Annotated in this window: 15 protein-coding genes; 12 read left to right on the top strand and 3 right to left on the bottom strand. The window is 49.3% G+C overall.

From position 1 onward, the window contains the following. The first annotated feature begins 138 nt into the window (after positions 1-138). Positions 139-624 (top strand): allophycocyanin, encoded by a 486-nt coding sequence (locus ACM1PF_RS24815; protein WP_416668189.1) that lies wholly within the window; start codon positions 139-141, stop codon positions 622-624. Positions 625-743: 119 nt separating this feature from the next. Here ACM1PF_RS24815 and ACM1PF_RS24820 read toward each other — a convergent pair whose 3' ends face one another. After that, complete coding sequence (locus ACM1PF_RS24820; RefSeq protein WP_416668192.1) at positions 744-1,343, bottom strand: methyltransferase domain-containing protein; 600 nt, start codon at positions 1,341-1,343, stop codon at positions 744-746. Between the two features lie 671 nt (positions 1,344-2,014). On the opposite strand from ACM1PF_RS24820, the gene ACM1PF_RS24825 reads away from it, so the two are divergent. Beyond that, positions 2,015-2,947, top strand: a complete 933-nt coding sequence (locus ACM1PF_RS24825; protein ID WP_416668195.1) for a pentapeptide repeat-containing protein — start codon at positions 2,015-2,017, stop codon at positions 2,945-2,947. A gap of 388 nt (positions 2,948-3,335) precedes the next feature. On the opposite strand, the gene ACM1PF_RS24830 is transcribed toward ACM1PF_RS24825, so the two are convergent. Next, complete coding sequence (locus ACM1PF_RS24830) at positions 3,336-4,139, bottom strand: YebC/PmpR family DNA-binding transcriptional regulator (RefSeq protein WP_416668196.1); 804 nt, start codon at positions 4,137-4,139, stop codon at positions 3,336-3,338. Positions 4,140-4,451: 312 nt separating this feature from the next. Here ACM1PF_RS24830 and ACM1PF_RS24835 point away from each other — a divergent pair, with 312 nt between their 5' ends. Together ACM1PF_RS24835 and ACM1PF_RS24840 are read left to right on the top strand one after the other, a co-directional pair. Then, a complete protein-coding gene (locus ACM1PF_RS24835) occupies positions 4,452-4,748 on the top strand; it encodes a WGxxGxxG family protein (protein WP_416668198.1) in 297 nt (98 codons plus the stop codon). A 97-nt stretch (positions 4,749-4,845) separates the two neighbouring features. Next, entirely contained in the window at positions 4,846-5,703 is an 858-nt protein-coding gene (locus ACM1PF_RS24840) for a PRC-barrel domain-containing protein (RefSeq protein ID WP_416668200.1), read from the top strand. A gap of 234 nt (positions 5,704-5,937) precedes the next feature. On the opposite strand, the gene ACM1PF_RS24845 is transcribed toward ACM1PF_RS24840, so the two are convergent. Next, a complete protein-coding gene (locus ACM1PF_RS24845) occupies positions 5,938-6,189 on the bottom strand; it encodes a glutaredoxin family protein (protein ID WP_416668202.1) in 252 nt (83 codons plus the stop codon). A gap of 107 nt (positions 6,190-6,296) precedes the next feature. Between ACM1PF_RS24845 and ruvC the strand changes: the two genes are divergently transcribed. The 8 genes from ruvC (at position 6,297) to ACM1PF_RS24885 (ending at position 17,448) form a co-directional block, all read left to right on the top strand. Then, positions 6,297-6,779 (top strand): crossover junction endodeoxyribonuclease RuvC, encoded by a 483-nt coding sequence (gene ruvC / locus ACM1PF_RS24850; protein WP_416668205.1) that lies wholly within the window; start codon positions 6,297-6,299, stop codon positions 6,777-6,779. A gap of 514 nt (positions 6,780-7,293) precedes the next feature. Continuing rightward, a complete protein-coding gene (locus ACM1PF_RS24855; protein ID WP_416668208.1) occupies positions 7,294-8,487 on the top strand; it encodes a response regulator in 1,194 nt (397 codons plus the stop codon). 36 nt (positions 8,488-8,523) lie between these two features. Further along, positions 8,524-8,889: a response regulator transcription factor gene (locus tag ACM1PF_RS24860; RefSeq protein WP_416668210.1), complete on the top strand. Its 366-nt coding sequence runs from the start codon at positions 8,524-8,526 to the stop codon at positions 8,887-8,889. Between the two features lie 39 nt (positions 8,890-8,928). Further along, complete coding sequence (locus tag ACM1PF_RS24865) at positions 8,929-9,486, top strand: chemotaxis protein CheW (RefSeq protein WP_416668213.1); 558 nt, start codon at positions 8,929-8,931, stop codon at positions 9,484-9,486. A gap of 49 nt (positions 9,487-9,535) precedes the next feature. Further along, on the top strand, positions 9,536-9,811 hold the full coding sequence (locus ACM1PF_RS24870) for a hypothetical protein (RefSeq protein WP_416668216.1): 276 nt from the start codon (positions 9,536-9,538) through the stop codon (positions 9,809-9,811). 166 nt (positions 9,812-9,977) lie between these two features. Continuing rightward, positions 9,978-11,030, top strand: coding sequence for an ABC transporter substrate-binding protein (locus ACM1PF_RS24875; protein WP_416668219.1), 1,053 nt, complete (start codon positions 9,978-9,980; stop codon positions 11,028-11,030). A 106-nt stretch (positions 11,031-11,136) separates the two neighbouring features. After that, a complete protein-coding gene (locus tag ACM1PF_RS24880; protein ID WP_416668221.1) occupies positions 11,137-14,124 on the top strand; it encodes a methyl-accepting chemotaxis protein in 2,988 nt (995 codons plus the stop codon). Between the two features lie 51 nt (positions 14,125-14,175). Next, positions 14,176-17,448 (top strand): response regulator, encoded by a 3,273-nt coding sequence (locus ACM1PF_RS24885; protein ID WP_416668224.1) that lies wholly within the window; start codon positions 14,176-14,178, stop codon positions 17,446-17,448. The last annotated feature ends 21 nt before the right edge of the window (positions 17,449-17,469 follow it).

Genomic DNA, 17,469 nt, shown 5'->3' on the forward strand with positions numbered 1-17,469 from the left:
AGCAATTTCTCGACTTTTTGCTCCTCTGTTTTGTCCCTTATCCCGCATGCTTCTACCCCTCTTCCCTTCCCTTCAGTCCCCGAATCTGGATAAAATACGACCGATAGCTGAATCACTGCAATAGTCAACCCCTTAATTATGAGTGTAGTTAGTCAAGTCATTCTCAACGCCGACGAAGAACTCCGCTACCCTAGCAGTGGCGAACTAAAGAGTATTCAACAGTTTTTACAAACGGGTGAACAGCGGATGCGAATTGCGGCAACGCTGTCTGAAAATGAGAAAAAGATTGTTCAGGAAGCCAGTCGTCAACTGTGGCGGAAGCGTCCAGACTTCATCGCTCCGGGTGGTAATGCCTATGGCGATAAGCAGCGTGCCCTCTGCCTGCGGGACTATGGCTGGTACCTGCGCCTGATTACCTACGGGGTGATTTCAGGCAGCAAAGAGCCGATCGAGAAGATCGGTTTGATCGGGGTGCGGGAGATGTATAACTCTCTGGGTGTACCGGTTCCTGGCATGGTCGAGTCCATTCGCTGCCTCAAGCAGGCTTCGTTATCTCTCCTGAGTGAGGAAGATGCAGTTGAAGCAGCTCCCTACTTCGATTACATCATCCAGTCAATGTCGTAATTCAAGCGATGCCCCAAGGTAGATCCTTGTCTGAGGCAGTTTCATTCTGAGACAGTTTCATTAGGACTGAAGGCTGAGGATTGAGGACTAGTAGTATGCTGGTTCCTGATCTTCAGGTTTCAGTCCTTTGTTAATTTGAGTTGAAACCACACCAGATATTCTTCATCTTTACGGCTGTCTACTGAATTGGTCGGCTGTTCAAACAAAATGGGATCGAAGGTGGCAAACATCTGCTTGATTTCATCCGGCGTTGTGCCAAAGGGTGGTCCCCCTGGTTTGGAATGGGCCCAAAAAAGCCCGATGAACGAGCCTCCCGGACGCAAAATGGTTTGAATAACTTGCCCATACTCCGATCGCTGGGAGGGATCGATCGCACAGTAGCAGGTATGTTCCAAAACATAGTCAAAGCTGCCAGCAAATTCACGACCCAACTCAAAAATATCCCGCTGGAGAAACTGGGCGGACTGGTGCGGTTGAATCGCCGCAGTGGCTTCAGAAACGGCAGAAGGGGCAAAGTCAAACCCCACAACATCAAATCCGCGATCGGCAAACAGGAGGGCATCGTGTCCTCGTCCTGCTCCCAAAACAGCCATCCGTCCTGGTTTTGGAGCCTCAGGCGAGTTGAGTAAGGAGACAAAGGGCGGCGCAGGCTGTCCTAAGTCCCAGCGGGCTGTGCCATCCTGATAGCGACCTTCCCAGAAGTCGGCAGTCAAAGTCATGCTGAATACCAAACCCAACTACATACAACGGGTAAAAATATTTACCAAAGATGTCCGGGCCAGCGTCAGCCTGAACAGAATATTAAATTTATAGACACGAAGTGCCTATCCGAACACTCACTAGAGTTTTTGGCATCCAAAACCCCTGACGGGATTTTCGGATAAATTCCAATCACAATTGTAAATCTAAGCAGAAGAGTTGCAGATCCGGGTGGAAAAAGTAAAAAAATTACAGTAGTCTGTGAAGAAGATATAAACAGGGTGAAGTGGATCGTTACTCGACCCCAGAGCGCATCACGGCTTGGCAACATCACGTTTCAACTGTACAAATTCTCGGCTATCCAGAGTCTCAGACAAACCAGAGACTTGGAAAAAAGTCTCACAAATAGACTGACTTTAGCTTTCGCCAGTGTTCCCTCAGTTCCCCATGTCATACGCCTTGCACGGGTGGAACTCCTTTCAGCAATCATTAGTCTACGTAACCAGTCTGCGTGACCGTGTTATTTTGGCTACGAATACTGATGTCATTGATCTAGGTGTCATTGACAGTAATCCAGGTTTCGTTGTTCTGGGTTCAGTTCAATGATGCTGCCGCAAAATGAGTCACAGGGTATCTACCACAGAGTGAATCTTAATCCTCGCTAAAGCAATCGTTTGATGAGGTAGGTGCCATGAAAAATACGCGAAAAGAAGAAGTCGTGTGGCTTTACGAATTGGGTGAGCGCAATTTCAAACGTCAAAATCTACGCGGAAAATGCTTCAGAGGAGAAGATTTGTCGGAGGCAGATTTTAGCGGAAGTGATATTCGGGGAGCTGATTTCTCCCATGCCATTTTGACCGGAGCAAACTTTACCAATGTCACTGCGGGGCTGATGAGACGGCAGGCAATCACATTGTTGATTATTCTCCTGGTTGCAGCGACTCTTTTGGGACTGATCGCAGGGGCGATCGGTGCGTTAGCAGAAGCCCAGTTTCTCCCAGTCAATGCCTCAGAAAGTGCTACCTTCAATTGGGTTACGCCAGTTATCATTATCGCCTTTACCTTTGTCTCTTTGACCCGGAGTATGGCGGCGGGCTTCAGCATTTTCGTGGGGGCGTTTGCCTTAGCAACCCTCGGAGCATTGATTAGTTCAGAGGCAATTCCCATTGCGGGGAGCATTGCAGCGGTGATTGCCGTGAACGCGGCCGTAGCAGCGGCAACAGCAGCAGTTAGTTCTCTGATGGCGGCAGCCGTTTTGTCCTTCCGGATTACGATCGGACTGGCGGTTGCAGCGTTTTTTGTGATTGGCTTCAGCCTGGCCATTACCCTGACCAAAGCATTGGTGCCTGCCAGTAGCATTGCGTCGGCGATTACGGTGGCCTCCATTGTGCTTCCCCTGAGTGGCTATATTGGCTGGCGAACCATCAAGGGCGATCGCAAGAATACAATTACTGCGATCGTGGCTCATTTTCTGGCCACAAAGTGGGGAACCAATTTTCGAGGAGCTGACTTAACTCAGGTTGATTTTAGCCGAGCGGTGCTTAAAAGCACTGATTTCAGCCGCGCCAACTTGACCAATACCCGCTGGGAACGAAATGTCTGGGATGGAAATTCGCTGGATTGATCCCGGAATGAACCCAGAATTCATCTGCCAGAATTCATCTGCCAGAATTTATCTCAATGAATTAATTCTTGCTCACTGAGCGGAATGGTTGATTTTTGCAGGAGTGAGTCTGCACTGATTGACTGACAAAACTCCTGAAACAATGATTCTGTCGTAGGTTGGGTTAGCGATAGCGTAACCCAACGAAATGCAGACGGGTGTTGGGTTTCACGCTGTTCAACCCAACCTACCAAAAAGATTTGTCAGTCAACCAGGAGTCTGCAACAATACTTTGACTGCTTGATTTTTTCTTTTCTACTCAAGGTAAGGGGGATGCGGAACAAGAACGTACCCAGCAGGGGCGCATAGCAGTGTGCCCTGACAAGCGTTTTCCTGTCCGCAGGACTTCCTATGCCATACTCAGCGACATCAACTCCTCAGCCATCTCAAAGTTAGCTGTTACCGTCTGAACATCATCTAACTCTTCCAGCGCATCCATGAGCTTGAGTAACGATCGCGCCTGATCGGGATCAGTGACTTCCAGGTTGTTGTTGGGAATCCAGCGTAATTCCGAGCGGACGATCGCGTAGTCCGCTGTTTTCAACGCCTGGGCCAGGGCTTCCAGATTGGCTGGATCGGTAAACACCTCAGCTCCTGGCGTGTCCTCATCCACCTCAGTCAGTTCGTAGGATTCGGCTCCTCCTTCCAGAGAAGCCTCCAGTAACTCATCTTCATCCAGATCAAATACTTCTCGCCGACCTTGCAGTTTTGGTTTCCCCTTCACTGCCACAATACCCTTTTGGTCAAACATCCAGCCTACGCAACCCGTTTCTCCCAGATTGCCACCACTTTTCCCAAACGCAGCTCGCAGATCCGCCGCTGTGCGGTTACGATTGTCCGTTAGCGCTTCAATCAAAATTGCTACACCTCCAGGCCCATACCCCTCGTAGCGAATTTCCTCCAGGTTGCTGTCATCTGCTCCGAAGGTGCCTGCTCCCTTCGCAATGGCGCGTTCAATATTGTCGTTCGGGATGCCTGCCGCTTTGGCCTTGTCGATCGCTGTCCGAAGCTGAAAGTTGGCATTGGGATCCGCCCCACCAGTGCGAGCAGCCACAATGATTGCCCGTGAAACTTTGGCAAACGTTTTTCCCTTTACAGCATCTACCCGGGCCTTTTGCCGCTTGATGTTTGCCCACTTACTATGTCCTGCCATGCCTCAATCGATCGTATAAGTTGACCTGTAAAACCAGGATAAACAAAAGTCTGCGTGGTTTTGCCTATCCGTTTCTATCTCTTCAGCGAGAGTGGCGTCTATTACAGTTTACTGCTGAAGGTTGATCCAAGTTCGATCGAATTTCAATACCTTAATGGTAGAGCGGCACTTTTTGTTGAATAACAGCGTTAAGTAACAGGCTCGTTAATTACAAAAGGCTGTCTCTAGCCTGACTGGAGAAATCCAGTCAAAAACTAGATTTACGTATAGTTTAGCTGTCAATAAATCGAGCAGATTGGAGGAAAACTACTAATGAATAGTTCAAAGTTAATCAAGTTTGCCAGCATTGGCTTTCTGTCGTTAGGGCTTACCGTATTGCCTTTCTCAGCTCCCGTTTCCGCTCAAGAAACAGCGGAGGACAATAACCCCATCGCTGCTTTAAACGACACTGATTTTGATTGGGGTCTTCTCGGTTTGTTAGGTTTACTCGGACTGTTTGGATTGGCAGGTAGGGGACAATCCAAGCAGGTTGATTCTCCTCCTCTTTACCGGGATCCTAATGTAAATCCCAACGCTACACCTTCTCCAACGGATTATCGTAAGCCGTAAAACTTTTCTGGTCGTTCTGAACTACAGGGAATGAGTCTGCGAATAATGACCTGTGAATGAACCACTTTTAATTAACCTATTTGGAGGTTTACCTATCATGCCACTTCTAAAGATTAAGGATTTTGACCCCGATTATAAAGAAGCATTTGGCGGCTACGATATCAAGGGCTTAAGCGTTTATTCTGAGATCAACGGTGAAAAAATTGGCAGCGTCCATGATCTTCTAGTTGATGAGCAAGGGCGTTTCCGCTACTTCATTGTTGACCTGGGTTTTTGGGGCTTTGGCAAAAAAGTATTGCTACCCGTTGGCCGATCGCAGATTGATAGTGAAGGGAAGCATATCCACGCTTTAGGCTTCACAAAAGATCAGGCTGAAAACCTGCCGGAATTTAGCGATCGTCTCAAGATCGACAACGATTACGAAGATCGAGTTAGAGGAGCATACCATCCTCAAGGTTCTGCGCCCCCTCTCCAAACAATGCCCCCTGCCAGTGCTCCTGAAAATATACCCATGGCAGGACAGGTTCCCCCTCCCCCCTCCCCTCATGGGTATGCCGATCCCCGTACTCCGGTACCCAGCCAGCGGGATTATCCGCAGGATCGAGGCTATGGTCAAATGGGTCAACCTCCGGTTCCGCCATCCCCGTCGCCGATGCATTCCCCCCAGTCGATCAACCACAGCGTTCAACCGCCGGTGCAATCGTCCCAGCCTTCGATCTACCAGCAACAGCCTCAACAACAGCCTCAACAACAGCCTCAGCAACAGCCTCCGCAACAATGGCAGCCCCAGCAGCCTCCCCAAGAGGTTTATTATGCAAGTTCGGCTCCTAGCTCGGACCGTCCCTATGACTATCGGCAAGAGCCTGAATTGTACGAGATGGATGATCAGCGTCATTCTATCCTCCGCCGGTTTGAGCAACGGTTACAGGAAAAGCGGATGTCGGGTCGGCGTTAATAGGTAATGGACAACCGATCGATCGGCGATGTTGAGGGCAGTTCACAAATTGCCCCGACCACATCAAACATCTGATCACTCTTGTGGGGTGGGCATCTTGCCTGCCCTTTCCATCATTAAGGGCAGTTCACGCATTGCCCCTACTCTTGTGGGGTGGGCATCTTGCCCGCCCTTCGACCACATTCCCCTACCTTTTAATCATCGCATCCAGGACAAAACCTGCATCCACTTTACCTAAGACACATACCGTTGAAGGAACTGCTCCAGTTGTTTCACTGAAGCGCGGGGAGAAGGGCGCGGAATGGGCGTATCGGAATCAGCCAGGCAAAGCACTGGGACTTCGTACTGGTACGCTTGAAACCAATTATCGCGTGTTGTAATATCCCGCACTTCTAGCTCCAGCGGCAGGGAGTCAATTTGCTCTAGTTTTTCCTGTAAACCTTCGCAGAGGTGGCATCCAGGTTTGCTGTAGAGAATGAGTTTCATTGCAAGGTATGGAATAAGTCAGTGGTTTAATAGTAGTACTTCTGTCCGGTTCTGGTACAGTGTAGGGGCATCCCTACGGGGATACCTTTTGCTGGGTTGGGGCTGGAATGGAAAAACGCATCCTGGGGATTGATCCTGGACTGGCTACATTAGGATTTGGGGCAATTTGCTGCCCGTCAGACTGCCGATCGGTTGAACCGATCGACTTTGGCATTATTCGCACCCCGGCTCATACGGAAACGGGCGATCGCCTCTGCATGATCTATGATGATCTCCACAGTCTACTGGATCAGCTTCAACCCGATCTGGTGGCGATCGAAAAGCTCTTTTTCTACCGCATGGGCAATACGATCGCAGTCGCGCAGGCCCGTGGCGTAATTATGCTGGTTCTAGCTCAGCATGGTGTACCGCTGGTGGAGTTTACCCCGGCTCAAGTGAAACAAGCCCTGACCGGGTATGGCAATGCTGAAAAGTATGATGTGCAGCAAGCCGTCGCGCGCGAACTCCAGCTCAGTGTTATTCCCAAGCCTGATGATTGTGCGGATGCTCTAGCCCTGTCCCTGACTGCCTGGTTCCAGAGGGTGCAATAGTGAAGTTTCTATTAATTCCATTGATTATAGTTGCTAAATTCTTATCAAGTGCTAAAAAAGAATAGTTACTATAAAGATCATCATGCCCTGCGATCGAATCGTATAAAGCCGCTTGGATACGTCGTGTCGAGGAGTCATCTCCTGCAGAGATGTCTAAAGAGTGCAACGAACCCCACTTTTTCAGTAAGGACTTTCACACAGGGGTTTGCAAAAATCTACCGCATCACATTGATTATTTCTTTCATTCTGCACTCCAGCGTTCACGTTCTTCTGGACGTTGCTTAACGTTGCCTGGGTGGGGCGAATATTAAGGGTACGTATTAAAAACCGATCTGAACACCCTATCAGGGGGTTTAGATGCCAAAAACTCCAGTAAGTTTTCGGATAGTCGCTCAGTATGTTGGATATTCAAGTACAACAGACTATTTTTATGCCGTTCTAGTTCCTCTGAGGCACACGCTCCTACGTAGAAAGCTGTATTTCTGAGCCTTTTTCCTGCTACGAGGTTAAAACATTGAAACATTTTGAGTTTCTCAGGAACCTACGAAATCTACAATTTAGCGGTCAACTACTCCGAACCAACGCTCAAGGACAACAATGGTTGTTCTATTTTGTTCGAGGTGCCCTGGTTCATGCAACAGGGGGGATACATCCGGTTCGACGGTGGCGGCGAAACCTGGCAATATGCTGTCCTCAAAAGGTAGATGACTATTCCACATGGGCTGATCAGATCAGCCGCTTCAACCATCAAGAATTGTCCTTAGGATGGGATTATGCTCTGTTGAGTGAATGGGTGTCCCATCAAGAAATTACGCCCGAACAGGCAAGTAATATCATTCATACAAATATTTCTGATTTGTTGTTTGATTTAGCCTATGCGGGTTCAACGACTGATCAAATCCAACAAAATAGCACGCTCTTACCTTACCTGGGTTCAGTGCGGTTGGAGAAAGTGACCGCCCAAACCCATTCCCGTTGGCAAACCTGGCAGCGGGCAAATCTGGAAGCCTATTCCCCCAACTCCATCCCCGTGCTAAAGCAACCCTATCTTTTGCGCCAGATGGGTTCTGAACAGTCTTACCAAAATCTTGTTGCTTTGCTCAATGGTCAACACACGCTATACGAATTGGCTGTACAGCGGCAACGATCGATTGTTGAAGTGACGACTTCTTTAGTGCCACTCATCCGACCGGGTATCGTTGAGCTGATTCAGGGTTCTGATCTTCCCTCTCCGTTACCGCAGACCGCTTCTCCCTTCCTGGCATTACCTCCCTCTCGTAAGGCGTTGATTGCCTGCGTTGATGACAGTTTCCTGGTACGCCATATGATGGAACGGTTGCTGACTTCAGCTGGTCACGAGTTTTTAGGCATTGAAGATGCCGTGCGGGCGATCGGCATTTTACTAGCACGAAAACCGGATCTAATTTTTTTAGATTTAGTAATGCCAAAAGCAAATGGTCATGAAGTTTGTGAACAATTGCGGAAAATGTCCTGTTTTCGCCATACGCCAATTGTAATTCTTACGGGAAGCGATGGATTTGCGAATCGCCTCCGATCTAACGTTGTGGGGGCATCTGACTTTTTGAGCAAACCACTGGATGCAGAAGCAGTGCTAAACGTGATTCATAAACATTTGGATCAACCATCTCAATCCAGTGCACTAGTTCCTTCCAGCAGCTTCTCCTCCTCATTCCCTCCTGGTCGCTAGTTTTATCTATATTCATTCAGCTTGAGGTTGATTTACATGGGAACGGTACTCGTTGTTGAGGATTCGTTAACGGACATGCAAATTCTGATTCAGTGTTTGCAGCAGGGTGGCATTAATGTTCTGGTTGCCCAAAGTGGAGAAGAAGCCATCAATGCCGTTACACAGCAAAAACCAGATGTTGTCATTTTAGATGTTGTTTTGCCTGGCCGCAGTGGGTTTGAAGTGTGTCGTCAGCTTAAGGCAGAGGCTAGCACTAGCAATATTCCCATCGTCATTTGCTCCACCAAAGGCAGCGAGATGGATCGGTTTTGGGGCATGAAGCAAGGGGCAGATGCTTACCTGGCTAAACCGATCGATCAGGATGAGCTGGTGCGCACCGTCAGGCAACTGATTCCCCACTAACGCGATCGCTTTTTTCCACACCACGCATTTAAGCCAAGCATGTCTGATATCCCATCTATTCCAGACGCACTCGAATCCTTTGTCGCTCAGGATTCCGCTCTTGTTTCGGTTCCTGAAGGAATTGAACAGTTTTTACGGCTGTCTCTGCCAAACATGGAAGTGCTATTGCCGGTTCGGCAATTAACAGAAGTTTTAAACATCCCTCTGGGTCAAATTGTGCCGATTCCCCATATGCCAGCCTGGGTCATGGGAGTATACAACTGGCGGGGAGAGATTCTGTGGATGGTGGACTTGGGACATTTATGTGGACTCACCCCCTGGTATCAGCAACCCACCTATGGTTCATCCCACGCTGCGGCTGTTTTACAGGTACGTTTCCCCCAAGCCCTCTCAGCGTCCAAACATAAAACGATCGGATTAGTGGTACGCCACATTGGTGAGATTGAGCAATGTCACTCAGACATGATTCAATCCTTGCCACCGGGTAGTACCCCACCCGCATTAGCTCCCTTGTTACGAGGATATTGGTGGCAGCCAGAGGGCGAAATGCTGGCTGTTTTAGACGGTGAAGCCATGCTCCAGGCTATGCCGGCTTAGTTTTGCTCTTTTTTTGATCCTGTCCCTAGTTCAATCTGGCTGATCCTTCATGCGTCAATTTTCTTCTGATCGTACCCATCGTCAAACCCTATGGTTTCTGGCTGGAGCCATAGGTAGCCCAGACTTACCCGAACTCACCCCATCCTCTAAAGCAGAAACATCTGGATCTGCAAACTGTGTGCCTGCAACGATCGCACCCCGTACAGGGATGGGCAATTCTCCCCCAATTGCATCAAACGTAGTTTCACTGTTTCTAGCAGGAGAAATCAAATCGAATCAAAACCTGATAGGGCATTCATTGCTCCTCAGTTTGTCCGATCGCTGAGGGCAAGTTTATTAATCTATCTACTCAGGTTTTCGTCTCAGTTTTCCCTTAGTTTTCCCTTAGATTTCCCTTCCGGTTGACATCTCATGACCAGCGTGCATCACCACCGATGGATTCGTGTCCGCGTTTATTGCTTTGAAGCTGTTATTGATGTGGTGAATTGCCTATGTCTCGGTACGTATCTCCCCGTGTTACCCGTCGTCAAACCCTGGGATTTCTGGCAGGGGCCGCAGGGGGTCTAGCCTTACATGGATGTGCTCGATCGTCTAATGTTGAAACTTTAGCATCCGCTACCGATCTTGTTCCGGCTACGATGGCAACCACTGCCTGGATCGGCAATTCCGCCCTTTATGTTGCTGATGAAAAGAACTTCTTTCGCAATGCTGGCTTGGATTTAACAATTCGTACCTACAGCACTGTAGCAGAAAGCTTCCCAGCTCTGTCGATCGGGCAGGTACAAGCGGTCAGTCCGGTAGCTTCAGAAGCGGTTTTGCTCGCATCTGAGGGCATCGACTATCGAATTGTGGCAGTCATGGATACTTCCTCTGGCGCAGATGCAATCCTCGCCCGAAACAGCGTTACCGATATTGCCGATTTTAGGGGCAGACGGGTTGCGGTGCAGCGAGGTGGAGTGGGGCACTTTTTCCTGTTGCAGGTTCTGGCAGAAGCGGGATTAACCGAACAAGATATCACGATCGTTGATACGACTCCTGAGGCGGGAGTTGCGGCCTATGAGGCTGGAAATGTCGAAATTGCCTATTCCTATCCTCCTTATATTGACAGTGCATTAGTGGCTCAAAGAGATGGACGAGTCATTTATGACACCTCACAAATGCCAACTGCAATTCTAGATTTTTACGCCTTCACAACAAATTTTATTGAAACCCAGCCGGATGCTGTTCGGGCATTTGTCAGCAGTATTTTTAGAGCTGTAGATTTAATCAAAACCAACGATAATTCTGCTCTATCGATCGCAGCTAAACGGCTGGATGTGACAGCAAGTGACTTGAAGACACAACTGGAAGGCATCGATTTACCCGATCTTCAGACCAATCAGGACATGTTGGCCAATCCTGACAGTGATTTGTATTTGGTAGAACCTCTGACGGCTCTGGCAGAGTTCCTGGTGGAGCAAAATCAAATCACAGAGGTGCCAAACATGGCTAACTTTATTGATCCGCAATTTGTTCAAAACCTCAGTGCAGAAGCATCCACCTGAAGGGTTGTTTCCTGTACCTTGCTAACCGTTTATCTGCGAACTCCCCATGTACCAAAACTCCTCAAACTCCAGATCTGAATCTTCCGATCAAAATCATCTTTCTACTTTGATACGGGCATCAGAAGAAGAAGGGCAAACGGTTTCGCAGCCTTCTTCCCCTTCATTTTCGTCAGAACAGATTCAGCCCTTTGACAAGCCAACGCCTGCCAGGGATAAAAAACCTCGTTCTTTAATCGGTTGGTGGCAATCGCTCAGTGTAAAAACGAAGGCAACGGGAATTGCCGTCGCGCTGGGGGTATTGCCTGTATTGATTGTGGGAGGGATCGCCACCTACATCGCAAATGAAATCATCGTCCGGGAAACCGTAGAGGAAAGACAGCGACTGGCGGTCAACATTAGCTTACAGCTCAATGGAGTGGTACGTTCTCGCATCCAGGACACGCAGACGATCGCCAGCACCCCTGCGATTGTTGATGAAGAGATTCGAGAGATCGTACCTGTTGAGGAAATTATTGATTACTTTAATAGCTTTACCCAACGTGATTCCGGTTACGAACAAATTCTGACCGTGACACCAGAAGGGGGAATTGATACTTCAGGCGAAAATAACACCCCCTTAAGAACTACCCGAACGGAGCTGCCTGCGGAATTTCTGGCTGCTAATGCCAGACCCTTTACAGAACTGAATGCTGCCTATCAGTTGCAAACCAGAGGCAATTTACGGCCAGCCGCTATTTTGAAAACGGCCTTGCCGACCAGCGATATACCCTCTCTGTATATTGCATCACCCGTTCTCAATCCTGATTCTAGCCTGAGAAACATTGTTTATAGTCAAACGCCCCTCAGCAGTCTAGCAGACGTGGTTCGGGAAAACCTGATTAACTTGATTCACCAGGGGGGAGCGGGTGGAACCAGAGCGCTGCCTGCCTTCCATGTGGTGGATCACAGCGTAACCTATGTCGAGCAAACGGCGGAAGGGCAAGTTCAGGAAATTTCACCGACTCGGATTAATGCCACTGGAAATACGATCGAAATTGATGGACAGTTGTTTCAGTCTGGCGGGCCCTTTGCCACTCAAGAAAACCGCGTTGTGGTGTCCAGCGATGAAGCAGCAGGGACAGAACTTCAGAGCATCTTTCCCAGATATCCAGAACTACGAAATCGGGGTATTGCCACAACGGTAACGGATGTGTCAGCCATCGACGGTCAGGAGTATATCATTAGCTACGCTCCGATCGCCCGAATTGAAGGACTATTTCTGGATTGGGGGGTACTGATTTATGAACCGACTGCAACCGCTTTTGCTGCCCAACGAACCCTGCTTTTAACCCTGTCCATTGGAACGATCGTAACGGCATTGACCTTGGGTGTGATTGCAGCGGTGCTGACGAACCGGGCCACACGCCCGCTGTTGGCTGCTGTAAAAGCTGTGGATGAAATTGGGCAGGGAGAACTGTCCACTCGCATTCCAGTACAGGGGCAGGATGAGTTGGGGCTTTTAGGCACAAACATCAACCGCATGGCTAGCCAGATTCAGTCTTATCTGGATACTCAGGCATTAGAAGCAGAGCGGGAGCGATTACTGGCAACGGCGAAAGGATCGGGAACCTTACGAACCTCTGATCTGGCCTCAATGTTTGAGCAGGTTGTGGATGGAACACGGGAATTCCTGAGAACCGATCGCATCATGCTCTACTTCATCAATGCGGATCGTGGGGGAACCGTTCTTTTAGAATCCCCTGAACTAGAAACAACCCACGAAGAAAACAAGGTTTCAGAACCATTCCTATTCTCAGAATCCCTGATCCAGGACTTTGAGGAAGGTCAGATTCTGACAATCCAGAACTGGAAAGAAACCGATACGCACTTTGAACTGCTGACTGCATTAGAACAGCGATCGATTCAGTCCAGTATTCTGGCTCCCATCATGAGTGGCGATCGATTGTTTGGCATACTGATGGTACACAATGCTGCTCCATATCAATGGAATGAGCTTGAGATTGAATTCTTACGTCAGTTAACCACGGAATTAGGTCTGTCGATTTATCGAGTAGAACTCCTGGAACAGACAGAGCGACTGGCGGAGGAACAGCGAAAACTGAAGGAAGGACTACAGCTACGGGCGCTGGAACTGCTGCAAGAAGTTGATCCGATCAGTAAAGGAGATCTGACGACGCGAGCCAAGGTAACAGCGGATGAAATTGGCACGATCGCGGACTCTTACAACGCTACTGTTGATAACTTGAAGCGCATCGTCCTGCAAGTGCAAAATGCTGCCAATCAAGTAGTAGAAACCACCAGCACCAGTGAGACTGCAGTACAAGCTCTGTCAGCGGAAGCCCTCCAACAGGCCACTGAACTGGCGCAAGCCCTCAACGTGGTGCAAAATCTGACCGGAGCCGTGCAGGAAGTGGCCCATAATGCCCAACAGGCGGAGCTAGCCGTACGGGAAGCGGCACAAACGGTGGAAGAAGGGGATCTGGCCATGAACCGAACCGTTGATGGAATTCAGGTGATTCGATCGACGGTAGCAGACACGGCGAAAAAGGTGAAACACCTGGGTGAATCCTCTCAAAAGATTTCTAAGGTGGTGGAACTGATCAGTGCCTTTACAGCCCAAACCAATATGCTGGCGTTGAATGCTTCCATTGAGGCTTCACGGGCTGGGGAAGAAGGCAGAGGGTTTGCGGTGGTCGCCAGTGAGGTGCGGGCCCTGGCGCGACAGTCCGCAGAAGCAACCGAAGAAATTCGCAAACTGATTGCCAGTATTCAGGCTGAAACCAGTGAAGTAGTGACTGCAATGGAGTCTGGGATTGAGCAGGTGGTGATTGGAACCAAATTAGTAGACGACACTCGCCAGAGCTTGAACAACATTACCGCCGCCAGTAACCGCATCGGTAATCTGGTCAGTTCGATCGCGCAACTCACGGTTTCTCAAACCACCGCTTCATCTGCCCTGACCCAAACCATGAAAGAAGTGGCAGACATTGCAAACAAAACATCGGAAGAAGCCCGCTATGTGGCCCTGTCTTTTGAACAACTGCGGCAGGTTGCCCAAACCCTGCAAGACGGCATCGGACAGTTTAAGGTTTGAGGACTGAGGACGCACGCATTCTCTCTCGTTTTTTGATGAACTGGATGAACTATGGCAATTAACCCTGAAATCCGCGACCAAGCCTACCAGTTTTTTATTGAAGAGGCTCCCGACCTTTTGCAAACCTTAGAGGCCGGGTTACTGACCCTGAGCCAGGATCGCAGCACCGCAAAAATTCATAACTTGATGCGATCGGCCCATTCCATCAAAGGAGGGGCGGCCAGTGTTGGGTTAGATGCCATTGCAACGCTGTCCCATCGTCTGGAAAATATTTTTAAGGCTCTATATAACGAAGCCCTGGAGATTGATACAGAACTGGAAAACCAACTACTGGGAGCGTTTGATTGTTTGCGATTACCGCTCATGGAACAGATCACCACAGGGTTTTTCAATGCTGAACAAGCACTGCATCAGGCTGAACCGATCCTGGCACAAATTGAAGAGCGATGTGGAGATGCTCTATTGCAAGAGAGCTATATTCCCAGTTCTTCTGAGCTTGGCATTGACATTGTTGCTTCTATTTTTGAAGTGGATGTAGCTCAGGGGTTAGAACGTCTGGCCGTGGTGGTTGCCGAACCTCACAACTATGAAGTGATGGGGGAGTTGCAGGCCCAGGTTGAGGTGTTTGCTGGATTTGCTGAATTTTTGAACATACCCCGGTTTAGTGCGACGGCTGAAGCGGTACGTCAGGCCATGCAAAATTATCCCCATCAAGCTTTAGAAATTACTCAACTGGCCATATCTGAATTTGAGCAGTGTCGGCAGGCAGTGCTGGCAGGCGATCGCGCTGGCGAACCCAATCTTTCAGTGGAGCTACTGTCCCTCAGCAACCCGTCCGTCGATGAATTCGCTTCCACCGACCCGGTAGACCCACCCGATCCAACTGATAGTAATCCAGTTCTGAATGAATTGAATCAAGCTTTTCCCTTTTTAGAAACCATTTTTGGAGATCCTACGGTCACGCAAACTGAATCGCATGATCCTGCTTTTATAGATGCTGAAGCTTCAATTATTGAAACTGATTTTTATGAAACCAGTGATGAAATAGTGGAGGAATTTGAGAATTACATCGGGTCAGTTAGCGAGGCTGAATTAGAAGACAATTCATTTTCCCAGGCTTATCCATCTGATCCTTATTTTTCTCAGCATCGAGATCAGCTGATAGACTACGGAACTGAATATGAACAAAATTTTTCTACCTCCAAGATTGTGCCACTGCATCAACTCAGAGAACTTTCCTCCGCCTCTGAATCCACTCACCGATCGGAACCCTTTTATACTCAAAAAGTTGAATCCCCTGTTACTCCCAACCTGACCATTCGAGTCGATTCCGATCGCCTGGAGCGAATGAATAACCTGGTGGGAGAATTAATGATCAATCGGGACGGACTGTCCTTACAGAATGAACAACTGCATGGTGTGTTGAAAGGACTGGTCGATCGCTTCGATCGCTTCCGGATGCTGATCGATCGCTTTCAAGAGCTAGCGAATCAAACTTTGATATCTCCCACGGCACGTCAAGCACTTTCCAGCCTGAACCCGAATGCTGCAGAGGCGCTAAATGCCACCCTACCGTTTCCAGGAAAGTCTGCGATCGAAGATTTCTCCGCTACTCCCACCTACCCCGTTGATGCAACTGCTCTGGTGGAATTTGATGCACTGGAAATGGATAGCTACGGCGCGCTGTATCTGCAAATGCAGGAGATTCAGGAGAACCTGGTGCAGTTGGAAGAATCGATCGAAGATATCACGCTGTTCACGCGCCAATCCAACCGAACCCTGGATCAGCAACGCCAATCGCTGACTTATTTACAGGATGAGCTAAAGTGGGCCCGGATGTTGCCCCTGGGAGAATTGCTCAATCGATTCCCGCGAGTCTTGCGTGATTTGTCTACAACCTACAGCAAGCCCGTCCGCCTCACCCTGGCAGGAACCGATACCCTGGTGGACAAGGCCATGCTGGAGAAACTGTACGACCCCCTGCTGCATCTCCTCCGCAACGCTTTTGATCATGGGATTGAACCCCCTTTTCTGCGGCGGCAGCGCGGCAAACCGGAACAGGGTCACATCGAAATTCGGGCCTACCACAAGGGCAATCAAACCATTATTGAAATTAAGGACGATGGGCAGGGACTCAACGTCGATCGAATTCGCAGTCGGGCCTTTGAAATGGGTTGGCTGGCGGCCGATCAACTCCTGATGACGACTCCAGATCAGTTGTTTGAACTGATTTTTGAACCAGGATTTTCCACCGCAACCCAGGTGAGTGAACTGTCTGGACGAGGGGTGGGACTGGATGTGGTTCGTTCCCAATTAGCGGCGATTAAAGGTTCTGTGTCTGTTACTTCAACGCTGGGTAAAGAGACGACGTTTACCTTATATTTGCCGCTGACTCTGACGATCGCTCGTTTGATGATCGGCTTGGTGGGATCCAGTGCCTTTGCGATTCCGGCAGAAGGAATTGAGGAAATCCTGACTCCCCAACCCAATCAACTGAAGCAGTCAGGCAACCAGCAATTTCTATATTGGCGAGAACAAATTATTCCAGCCTATAGCCTCACCAATTTACTGGACTATAGCTGTCCGCTCCCCGAAATCCCCATGAGTAAAGCCCTGATCTCGGTATCCTCCCCGGAGGAATGGGCAGCCCCCATCCTGATCATGCGGCAGGATCAGCGGTTTATTGCACTGCAGGTCGATCGCCTGGTGAATGAACAGGAACTGGTCGTGAAACCGTTCAGCCCGACGATCGCTCCACCCAGCTACACCTACGGCTGTACCATTTTGGGGGATGGCAGCCTTGTCCCTGTCCTGGATATTCTGGCCCTACTGGAGTTCAAACAATCCCAGGGAGCCTCACCACCGCAAACCATCTCCGCCTCAAACAAACCTGAATCGTGGAACCATCGCGCCCTCCTCACGGGCAAAACCATTCAGGCCCCGACAATTCTGGTGGTTGATGATGCCGTCACCCTGCGCCGAACGCTGGCCCTCTCTTTGGAACGCCAGGGTTTTCGGATTCTGCAAGCCCGTGATGGTTGGGAGGCGATCGATCAGCTCAAGCAAAGTTCATCCATTAAGCTGATTATTTGCGATGTGGAAATGCCCAATATGAATGGCTTTGAGTTTCTCAGCTACCGTCGCCAGAATCCGCAATTCTCCGACATTCCCGTTGTGATGTTAACTTCGCGCAGCAATGATAAACACCGCTGGTTAGCGACTCAGCTTGGAGCAACGGCCTACTTTACGAAACCCTATCTAGAACAGGATTTTTTGAACGCAATTAAAACTATCCTGCAATCGGACAACGATGCAGAAGCCTGACGGGGGCGTACTCTTGAATCC

It is taken from the genome of Egbenema bharatensis FJBBOT/2019 (assembly GCF_048077055.1).
Taxonomy (GTDB): Bacteria; Cyanobacteriota; Cyanobacteriia; order Elainellales; family Elainellaceae; genus Egbenema; species Egbenema bharatensis.

What these genes read in the sequence shown, in the direction of transcription:
- ACM1PF_RS24815 (WP_416668189.1), top strand. Translation starts at nt 139, where the DNA reads ATGAGTGTAGTTAGTCAAGTCATTCTCAACGCCGACGAAGAACTCCGC.
- ACM1PF_RS24820 (WP_416668192.1), bottom strand. Translation starts at nt 1,343, where the DNA reads ATGACTTTGACTGCCGACTTCTGGGAAGGTCGCTATCAGGATGGCACA.
- ACM1PF_RS24825 (WP_416668195.1), top strand. Translation starts at nt 2,015, where the DNA reads ATGAAAAATACGCGAAAAGAAGAAGTCGTGTGGCTTTACGAATTGGGT.
- ACM1PF_RS24830 (WP_416668196.1), bottom strand. Translation starts at nt 4,139, where the DNA reads ATGGCAGGACATAGTAAGTGGGCAAACATCAAGCGGCAAAAGGCCCGG.
- ACM1PF_RS24835 (WP_416668198.1), top strand. Translation starts at nt 4,452, where the DNA reads ATGAATAGTTCAAAGTTAATCAAGTTTGCCAGCATTGGCTTTCTGTCG.
- ACM1PF_RS24840 (WP_416668200.1), top strand. Translation starts at nt 4,846, where the DNA reads ATGCCACTTCTAAAGATTAAGGATTTTGACCCCGATTATAAAGAAGCA.
- ACM1PF_RS24845 (WP_416668202.1), bottom strand. Translation starts at nt 6,189, where the DNA reads ATGAAACTCATTCTCTACAGCAAACCTGGATGCCACCTCTGCGAAGGT.
- ruvC (WP_416668205.1), top strand. Translation starts at nt 6,297, where the DNA reads ATGGAAAAACGCATCCTGGGGATTGATCCTGGACTGGCTACATTAGGA.
- ACM1PF_RS24860 (WP_416668210.1), top strand. Translation starts at nt 8,524, where the DNA reads ATGGGAACGGTACTCGTTGTTGAGGATTCGTTAACGGACATGCAAATT.
- ACM1PF_RS24865 (WP_416668213.1), top strand. Translation starts at nt 8,929, where the DNA reads ATGTCTGATATCCCATCTATTCCAGACGCACTCGAATCCTTTGTCGCT.
- ACM1PF_RS24870 (WP_416668216.1), top strand. Translation starts at nt 9,536, where the DNA reads ATGCGTCAATTTTCTTCTGATCGTACCCATCGTCAAACCCTATGGTTT.
- ACM1PF_RS24875 (WP_416668219.1), top strand. Translation starts at nt 9,978, where the DNA reads ATGTCTCGGTACGTATCTCCCCGTGTTACCCGTCGTCAAACCCTGGGA.
- ACM1PF_RS24885 (WP_416668224.1), top strand. Translation starts at nt 14,176, where the DNA reads ATGGCAATTAACCCTGAAATCCGCGACCAAGCCTACCAGTTTTTTATT.